This is a genomic window from Pseudopedobacter sp., from assembly GCF_040392825.1.
Lineage (GTDB): Bacteria > Bacteroidota > Bacteroidia > Sphingobacteriales > Sphingobacteriaceae > Pseudopedobacter.
The window spans coordinates 1-8,645 of sequence record NZ_JBEBVH010000178.1 but is presented as its reverse complement, the minus strand read 5'-3'; the positions used below and the strand labels follow the sequence as shown (position 1 = coordinate 8,645).

Here is an 8,645-nt window from a genome sequence, read left to right as displayed (position 1 = left end):
CGGGCAGAAATCTCTAATCCTAATACTTAAGACAAAGATTCCTACCCGTCGTCAGACAGATCTCTTAGCTCTGCTCATAGGAATGAACAGCACTTTTGAGACGCTCTCTCATTAGCATTGGTTAAAAAATAATGTTCAAATCTAAACAGAGCCTTTATCTTGGTAATTCACTACCTACGGTATCCGTCATTAAAGTATCTGTTCTGGTCATTGGAGAATCAATATAGACATCAGTATTATCCACCGTATCGGCGTATTCATTTTGTCTATTGTTATTAGAGTTACATGCAGTCATAACACTTGCCAGCAAAAAGGTAATTCCCAATAAGGGTTTCAAAAATTGATTTTTCATAGTAGATGTTTTTGTTAAAAAATGTTTTCCAAGTCTATTTACTGACAAAGTCCATGCCGACATTTGAATATCAACACTTTACAAACGAAAAAACATTTTATGCGTACTTAACCTATTGTATTTTAAAAGAGAAATCCAAGTTTTTAATCAACAAAAAAAGCCTCTAATGTCAAAGACATTAAAGGCTCTAAACCAAACACAATTATTCTACTAAATTAATTTTATGAGAAAGCTAAGCCTCCGTTGATATCTATGTTATTTCCGTTTAAGAAACTGGATTCATCTGATGCCAGGTAAATTACCAAATCTCCTACTTCATCTGCTGTACCTTCTCTCTTTAAAGAAGTTGCATTAGCTACATTTACTCTGGCTTCTGGCTTGGTAAAAGTATCATGGAAAGTAGTGGCAATCATACCTGGTGCTACAGCATTTACCCTGATATTTTTTGGACCTAATTCTTTAGCCAATGCTCTGGTATAAGTCATAATAGCACCTTTAGAAGTAGCATAAATACTAGCACCAGGACCTCCGCCATCTCTACCAGCTAAAGATGAAAAATTGATAATAGAACCACCAGAAGGCATATAAGGAAGGACTGCTTTTACAGATAAGAAAACACTTTTCAGATTAATATTCATTACATAATCAAAAAACTCCTCATCAATTTCCAAAGTAGTCTTTCTGGCTACCAAACCTCCGGCCACATTAGCCAGAATATGAATTTCATTTCCAAACGCTTCTCTGGCTTTCTCTATCATATAAGCAACGTCTGCAGCTTTAGAAACATCGCCCTTAACAATAATGCCTTCGCCTCCAACCTCTTTAATTTGCTTTAGAGTTTCTTCTGCATTAGCTTCGTTGCTTAAGTAGTTAACCACAACTTTAGCGCCTTCTTTTGCTAACTTTACCGATACCGATCTACCAATATCTCTAGATCCGCCTGTTACAATCGCTACTTTGTTTTTTAAACGCATAATTTTTATTATTTAGTTATTTTTTTTGATGTTATATATTTTACACTAATCCATGCCAATGGAACCAGCACAGCTGCCAATACAAAGAATGATACGTAGCTGGTTTTGGTAATAACAGGAACTGCCCATGTTGTCAATAAAGTTCCTATCACAGCAGCTGTACCTCCCATTCCGGCTACTGTTCCTACATTCTTCCCGTTGAAATAGTCGCTTGGTAAAGTTTGTATATTACCTATAAGGAACTGGAAACCGAATAAGGTTAAACCTATCAGTACCATAGCAAACATAGGTGTATCTTTAAGGCTACCTAAGAAGTACAGAATGGTTATCAAAGAAACCAACATGATTACCGCTCCCAGAGCTATTGAATTTTTACGGGCCCTTTCTGCATCCACTCCCTTTTTAATCTGCCATGAGGAATGATAACCACCAGCTAAACTTCCTATAGCGGCAAACAGATAAGGAACCCAGGTAAATGCTCCAATTTGTTTAATATCGAACATGAATTGCTCTTTTAAGAATGTTGGCAACCAGGTTACGAAAAGCCACCATACCGGGTCTATAAAGAAACGCCCCATAATAATACCCCAGGTACTTTTGTATTTCAGTAATTCTTTCCAGCTAAGCACCTTAACCTCTGATACAGGCTCTGTATCCACTACTACTCCAGCCGTACTGCCTAATATATGCTGACGCTCTTCTTCTGTAATCCATGGATGCTTATCTGGTGTTGCCTTATTTACAATTAGCCAGGGAATTATCCAAACAAACCCTAAAACGGCTATTAAAAGAAATGTCGCTTTCCATCCAAATGCAATGTATAGCAATGCGATAATTGGGGCAGATACAACAGATCCCAAAGATGCACCGGCTCCGAAAATACCTTGTGCTATCGCTCTTTCTTTTGGAGGAAACCACTCGGCATTATTTTTAGTAGCTCCAGGCCAGTTTCCCGCTTCACTAAATCCTAACAGAAACCTGAAAATGTTAAAAGAAGCCAAAGATCTGGCAAAGGCATGCAATGCAATAGAAATACTCCAGCCAACGATAGACAAAGTCATACCAATTCTGGTACCTACAGCATCCATCAACTTACCGGTAAATGTTTGTCCCAACGCATAAGCAATCATGAAAAATGTAGTAATTAAAGCCAACGCATTTTTGCTGTCTACATCCGCAATCCCAAAATCTTTATAGATATATGGCCATAAAATATTGATCGCACTTCTATCGATATAATTAATTACCGTAGCTATAGCTATAAGGGCAATAATATACCATCTTAGTCCTTTAACTTTCATCTCTTTTCGATTTAATTGGTAAGTGGAATATTACTTAACCCACTTTTTGCATTATTTACTTTATTGCTGGTAAATACTTTATTGCCTACAGCCTCTCCCTTACTGCTTTTTAAACGGATGTTAATTGCATACCCGTCTGCATTTACCTCACTTATGTTATTTTTAAATTCGTTATAACTTCCCCAGCCTGCAACCGCACAGTTTACCTGGTAACCATCTTTTAGAACAGAAGGCTGTTTATTAATCCCTTTATTATCCTCAATAAGGTAATTGTTTCCCTTGACGTCTATCCAGCTATCAGCACTATTCTCTCCACTTATACCTTCAGAATAAAAGGAATTTCCTTTTATCAACCCTCCTGTAGTCCCTTCTTTTATATCTATACTTTCTGCGGTTACAAAGGGACCTATAATATTTCCGATAACTTTATTACTGTCACATTTATCTGGCTGTCCGTTGCTGTATTTTTCCCAGTTGCTTACAGCAGACCCTATGTAAATGCCTTCTCCATATCCAGGCCTTTTCTTTCCTATATAAGAAATTTCACAATGCTGAATAGTATTATGACTGCTAAATTTTCTGAGATGAATTCCCTCCTCGCCTATTTCTGTTACTTTTAGCCCTTCCAGAATATTGTAATTGGCACCGTCAAGCACAATTCCCTTCAAGCCGTTTTTAACTGTAAATCCCTTCAGTTTCCAGTAACTCGCCTGGTGATGCAAGACATAGCCGCTATTAATATCTCCTGTTTCTAATATTACTCCATCTCTAGCTTCAAGTACAATATATTTATCTTCTTTTCCGCCAGCAGAAGCAGGTATTACAAACTTTCCGGTGTAAGTACCTGTAGCTATTACTATAGAATCTCCGGGTTTAGCATATTGCAAGGCATTCTTCAATTCGTTAACACTACTTACAGAAACCAGACGCATAGCAACATTATTCTTTTTTTGTTTGGTCCTTTGCGCCATGGCAAAAAAAGAACATACCAGAAGACTTAAAGCAAGCAGCCAATAGCTTTTCATATCATTTTTACTTATGTACACCAACTTCCTGTAAGAAATTGATAATCTCCCGGTTTATCTCTGAGTTTTTTTCCTTATCGAACTTGCCGTGTAACCCACCTTCTACTGTGATGAATTTATTTTTCACTCCCGCTGCATCTAACTTTTTCTTGAGATCAACAGATTGTTGGTATGGCACAATTGGATCTGCATCGCCATGCACAATGAAAACCGGCGGATTACTTTTGCTCACATAAGATAATGGAGATACAGATTTTGCGAATTCAGCATCACCTGCTTTATCTCCTAACCATTGTGTTGCCGATTTACTTTTCCACGCAGGAACTTCTGTAATGCCATATTTATCTATAATGGCAGCAACTTTTACATTTTTAACACCTTTACAATTGGTATCAAATCTGGAATCGTTTCCTAACAGTCCGCCCATTAAAGCCAGATGTCCTCCCGCAGATCCTCCCATAATGACAATTTTTTCCGGATCTATATTTAGTTGTTTCGCATTTTTAATCAAGTAGATTAATGCACAACGGGTATCTTCTACTGCTGCTGGTGCAGTTGCAACTTGAGACAATCTATAGGCAATATTTGCCACTGCATAACCCTTTTTAAAGAAAGTGCTGAAACCAGTTTGAGACTCTTTGTTTCCTTTATTCCAGCCTCCGCCATGTATATTGATAACAACCGGAGAAGGACCTTTCTCTTTAGGTGGCAGATAAAGGTCCATTTTTCCTTCCCAATCTCCAGCTTTAGTATAAACTACATTCAGTTGTTCAGTAAATCCATCCGGATAAACTACCTTTTTAACTTCTGCTGTTTCCTGTGCCTGAGCAAAGCCGGCTAGTGTTATAAGGAAACATGAAAACATCTTTTTCATTTCTTTCGTTTGTTAGGTTATAGGTTACTTTATAAAGTCTTCTCTAAGCGGACTGAATACATCTATTAAAATTCCCGGTTCTACACATACACAACCATGAATTGCATGAGGCGGAACGTAATAACCATCTCCTTTTCTAATGATTTTCTTCTCTTCTCCGATAGTCATTTCAAAAACACCACTCTCTACATAAGTTACCTGTACATGGTGATGCTCGTGTAAAGTTCCCACTGCACCAGCTTCGAACTTTGCTTTTACCAACATAATTTGGTCGTCATAACCATATATTTTACGTTGTATGCCATTTCCCAAATCTTCCCATTGGGTTTCTGTTTCTATCTGAAATAATTGTCCTTTTTCCATTTCGTATTTTATTATAATTTATTTTGTGCTTAGGAATTGTACAAAGCGGGTTTTATCAGAATAACTTAACCGATAGCTATATGACTTTCCACTATATTTAAATGAAATTTCTGCCCCTGTTTTATCTGATTTAATTAATTTTAAATCGGTTATTTTACTAAAAGCAGCCTCTACCGTTTCGTTAATCGGGTCTATATTACCATGTACTTCTGTAATGGTAACAAAAGTCTGGTTCTGAGCTTTTGGCTGACTCAGCATGAAAGCTTTACCTTCCATCAGACTCATTTCCGGATCATTAGCTCCAATACTTAGCATTTTCACCTTCAAAGGAGTTTCACTGGTGAAATGTGTGGTATAAAATCTTTTATTGTTTAATACTGTTATAAAACCTGTTTGCTTGTCCAGTTTATTTTCTGCATTTAGCCAAATGTGCTGATAGCCATAATCTGTTCCCAAAGGCTTAAGTTCTTTAGTGAAAACTTTTGGTGTAAAAGAAGCACCTACCAGATGTCCCTTATACCAAAACGGTAAATCATATTGATGTTCTTTATCTGAATTGATATAGAATAGATCTATCAAAATATCTTTATTAGCTTCGGGAAGCTTAACCAGAGCCGAAGTTCTCAGCATATTTACTCCATGATAAGCATTATTTTCTTCGGCACTGACTACCTGTGTATCTCCATCTTTTCCAAAATAGATTAGATTTGGGTGATACTTCTCTGCTTCGCTAACCTTTGCCTGAAAATGAGATTGTTGGTCAACCACAATAGTATTATGGGCTACAGTTTGCTTCGCCCACGAATTATTTTCGGGTAAATAATGTCCGCCTCTTTTAGATTCGATATTAATAAACCTGGAAGCACCGTAATCATAAAAAACTTCACCATTGTTATCGTAATACAGCATATTCAATCTGTCAAAATGCCCATGTCCCATTCCCTGCGAAGCGGCCTTCATCAATAAACATTGCTGATCTTCGTTGCTCCCGCTTCTTATAATACCCAGTCCACCTTCGTCACCTTTACCTCCATCTCTGATCCATTGCGAAACGTAATTAAATGGCTGTGATTTTCCTTCTGCAATGGCTTTTGCAACAGCCAATCCGGCATCAGAAACTATAACCCGCTTTTGCCTTTGAGCAATATCCAATAAAAAAGGTTCTGCTTTTATATCTGCATAAGCCAGATTAAGCCCATATACCAATTCAATCGTCTCGTAAGTTTTGTCTTTTATGGCATCATTTATTGGAAAGAATGTTCCGTCTGTATAAGTAAGCTGCATGGAAGAATTGATAGCCTTAACCAGCAATTGATCTCTGTATTCAAAAATCTTCAGGTTTGGCTGATAATTGTTGATTGCCTTGGCAAACAGCACAAAGGGAAGTAAAGCGTATCTTTGATAATACGGTCCTTCCATATAGTAACCATCCGGCGAAAAAAGCTGATCTATCTGAGCTAAATAACCCGATTTACCATCTTTTTTAGAACCTCTTAATGCCATTTCTACATAATGAGGTTTACTTAATACATAGCCGGTCATTCCAACTGCCGCTACGTTCCAGGTTCCGTGATTGTGTATTTTATTAAAAGTAGTGTAACAATCTTCGGTCAGGAATTTAAGAATGGGCATAAATAGCTTATTTTCTATTGTTTCCCTGTCTTTGGCCGAAATCGCATCATAAACCATATCATAACCTTGTATGGTATAAACTTGCCAAACACAATCGTTAAGTGCCTGCCAAAAAATTCTGCCTCCCTGATGGTTTTCTTTTGCTTTTGGATGCAAAGGCCATTTCTGATATTGGCTTGCATAACTCAGCAACATGTCTTTTACGTAATTGGCATACTTCTGCTCTTTTGAAATTTGAAATGCTATACCACAATTTAAAATGGTATTGTAATTCTTTTTATGCTGTTCGTGGGTTACTCCACCTCCTCCGTCTGCTGGTACCGGAACCTGAATAGGCTGACTTAAGGCGGCATCTGCTTGCTTTTTAACCTCTAAATATGAGTGCTTAAGCAAAGGATATTCATTTGTACCTTTTCTTACAGCATCTATATTGGCTTTTGTAAGCATGATGCTAGGATGTTGCTGCGCATAATTTTCAAACCCAACGAAAAGGCATAGCAATACAATTACCACTTTTTTTAAGTAGTTCATAAAAGACAATTTTAATATTATAAATAGGTTTTACTTATCCAGCCAAGGAAGCACCTTCCAATCTGGCTTTTTCCAAGCCAGCCTTACTGATTGACCAAATCTCATCCAAATGCGCAATCATAGCCCTTTCTGCCCGGTCCACATCCTGACTTACAATAGCTTCGTAAATTTCACGATGTTCCGGAATAGAGCGATGTACTCTATTTTTTCCACAAACATTGTTCTCTACAATACTTTTAATTAAATCTGGAATAATAAAAAGAATCATTGATTCTAATACCGAACTTTTTGCTGCTTTAGCTATTTTTATATGAAAAATCATATCTTCTTCTACAGCAGATGGAGCACCGGAAGAAATCTTTTGCTCATATTCTTCCATAGCAGCTCGGATTTCTTCAATATCCTGCTCGCTTCTGCGCTCTGCAGCAAGTTTTATGATGGTAAATTCCAGATGGCATCTTGCCTCCACTAATGAATTGAAGCTATCTTTGTTAAACTTAATGATATCGGAAATAATATTCTCAATAACATTTATGCTTAAACCTGCGACGTAAGTACCGCTTTGAGGATTGGTTCTTAACAATCCATAAAATTCCAATTTCAAGATTGCCTCGCGAATGTAGCTTCTCCCCACCCCAAATCTTTCAGACAATGCTCTTTCTGAAGGCAGTCTATCCCCTGGTTTTAGCTGGCCAGAAAGAATCAATTGTTTCAATTGATCAATAATCTTGTCTACCGGAGACTCGACCTGAATGGCTTTAATATTGTCAATTAATGAATTCATACATTTAACTTAATTTTGGTAGACCAATTAATTGGTCTACCAAATATAAACATATATCTGATTTATCGAAAATATATTTTACTTAATTATTTTAGCTATATATACTTTATTACCATATTTTAAAGAAAAAGCATAAACTCCGGGAGCTAAAGGCAAATTATTGAGTTCATAAATATGTTCTCCGGCATCTACATGTATTGTTTGGGACAAAATCTTACTCCCCTGAATATTGGATAATATAGCTTCAGCTCTCGAAGCTATATTGCTATTCAGTTTGAAACTTAATCCCGATGGTTCTGCTGTATTAATGATTACAAAATCTTTATTTAAAAAATCAAATTCAACAGCCTTTGCATCATACAATTTATACTTTCCATCTTTATCATACTGAACCAATCTGTAATAACTTGTTCCTGCAATTGGTTTATTGTCCTCATAGCTATAAAATTGTTTTTCGTTTGTGTTTCCGGCCGCTTTTACTGTAGCTATTGCTTCAAAATTCTTTCCGTCAGCAGAACGCTCTACAATAAATACAGCACTATTCTGTTCTGATGCTGTTGACCAGTTTAATTGTACAGAAGAAGCATTTTTTTGTGCTGAAAAAGAAAGTAACTCTACAGGTAAGGTAAGCTCACTTAAATAATTCGCATATAAAAAATCATCAACATAAGCTGTAGGGTAAACTGTAGATGTACTTGAGCTCCTGGTGCCATAAAAGAATAAATCTGAGATAACTGCGTCTTGAGGCAAGCCTCCTTTTGTAAAATTGTAGTCACTAGCAGCTGTTTCTACCCTCGCATTATTAACCC

At 36.9% G+C, this 8,645-nt stretch carries 9 protein-coding genes; all 9 read right to left on the bottom strand.

Features of this window, described 5'->3' with window-relative positions:
* Nucleotides 1-154: 154 nt before the first annotated feature.
* The gene (locus ABWO41_RS12585) at nucleotides 155-352 is read right to left on the bottom strand and encodes a hypothetical protein (protein ID WP_353138408.1); all 198 of its coding nucleotides are present in this window, start codon (nucleotides 350-352) and stop codon (nucleotides 155-157) included.
* A 221-nt stretch (nucleotides 353-573) separates the two neighbouring features.
* Nucleotides 574-1,326 carry an SDR family NAD(P)-dependent oxidoreductase gene (locus tag ABWO41_RS12580; protein ID WP_353138405.1) on the bottom strand — a complete coding sequence of 251 codons (753 nt, stop codon included), beginning with the start codon at nucleotides 1,324-1,326 and terminating at the stop codon, nucleotides 574-576.
* An 8-nt stretch (nucleotides 1,327-1,334) separates the two neighbouring features.
* Nucleotides 1,335-2,627 (bottom strand): MFS transporter, encoded by a 1,293-nt coding sequence (locus tag ABWO41_RS12575; protein WP_353138402.1) that lies wholly within the window; start codon nucleotides 2,625-2,627, stop codon nucleotides 1,335-1,337.
* Between the two features lie 11 nt (nucleotides 2,628-2,638).
* Nucleotides 2,639-3,652 (bottom strand): right-handed parallel beta-helix repeat-containing protein, encoded by a 1,014-nt coding sequence (locus ABWO41_RS12570; protein WP_353138399.1) that lies wholly within the window; start codon nucleotides 3,650-3,652, stop codon nucleotides 2,639-2,641.
* Nucleotides 3,653-3,659: 7 nt separating this feature from the next.
* A complete protein-coding gene (locus ABWO41_RS12565) occupies nucleotides 3,660-4,526 on the bottom strand; it encodes an alpha/beta hydrolase fold domain-containing protein (RefSeq protein WP_353138396.1) in 867 nt (288 codons plus the stop codon).
* 24 nt (nucleotides 4,527-4,550) lie between these two features.
* Nucleotides 4,551-4,889 carry a cupin domain-containing protein gene (locus ABWO41_RS12560; RefSeq protein WP_353138393.1) on the bottom strand — a complete coding sequence of 113 codons (339 nt, stop codon included), beginning with the start codon at nucleotides 4,887-4,889 and terminating at the stop codon, nucleotides 4,551-4,553.
* An 18-nt stretch (nucleotides 4,890-4,907) separates the two neighbouring features.
* Nucleotides 4,908-7,052, bottom strand: coding sequence for a heparinase II/III domain-containing protein (locus ABWO41_RS12555; protein WP_353138390.1), 2,145 nt, complete (start codon nucleotides 7,050-7,052; stop codon nucleotides 4,908-4,910).
* A 34-nt stretch (nucleotides 7,053-7,086) separates the two neighbouring features.
* On the bottom strand, nucleotides 7,087-7,836 hold the full coding sequence (locus ABWO41_RS12550) for a FadR/GntR family transcriptional regulator (RefSeq protein ID WP_353138387.1): 750 nt from the start codon (nucleotides 7,834-7,836) through the stop codon (nucleotides 7,087-7,089).
* A 78-nt stretch (nucleotides 7,837-7,914) separates the two neighbouring features.
* Nucleotides 7,915-8,645, bottom strand: a 731-nt coding sequence (locus tag ABWO41_RS12545) for a T9SS type A sorting domain-containing protein (protein WP_353138384.1), incomplete at its 5' end; no start/stop codon positions are given.

Bases quoted from the DNA above. Each gene is read 5' to 3' on its own strand.
- ABWO41_RS12585 (WP_353138408.1), bottom strand. From the start codon at position 352: ATGAAAAATCAATTTTTGAAACCCTTATTGGGAATTACCTTTTTGCTG.
- ABWO41_RS12580 (WP_353138405.1), bottom strand. From the start codon at position 1,326: ATGCGTTTAAAAAACAAAGTAGCGATTGTAACAGGCGGATCTAGAGAT.
- ABWO41_RS12575 (WP_353138402.1), bottom strand. From the start codon at position 2,627: ATGAAAGTTAAAGGACTAAGATGGTATATTATTGCCCTTATAGCTATA.
- ABWO41_RS12570 (WP_353138399.1), bottom strand. From the start codon at position 3,652: ATGAAAAGCTATTGGCTGCTTGCTTTAAGTCTTCTGGTATGTTCTTTT.
- ABWO41_RS12565 (WP_353138396.1), bottom strand. From the start codon at position 4,526: ATGAAAAAGATGTTTTCATGTTTCCTTATAACACTAGCCGGCTTTGCT.
- ABWO41_RS12560 (WP_353138393.1), bottom strand. From the start codon at position 4,889: ATGGAAAAAGGACAATTATTTCAGATAGAAACAGAAACCCAATGGGAA.
- ABWO41_RS12555 (WP_353138390.1), bottom strand. From the start codon at position 7,052: ATGAACTACTTAAAAAAAGTGGTAATTGTATTGCTATGCCTTTTCGTT.
- ABWO41_RS12550 (WP_353138387.1), bottom strand. From the start codon at position 7,836: ATGAATTCATTAATTGACAATATTAAAGCCATTCAGGTCGAGTCTCCG.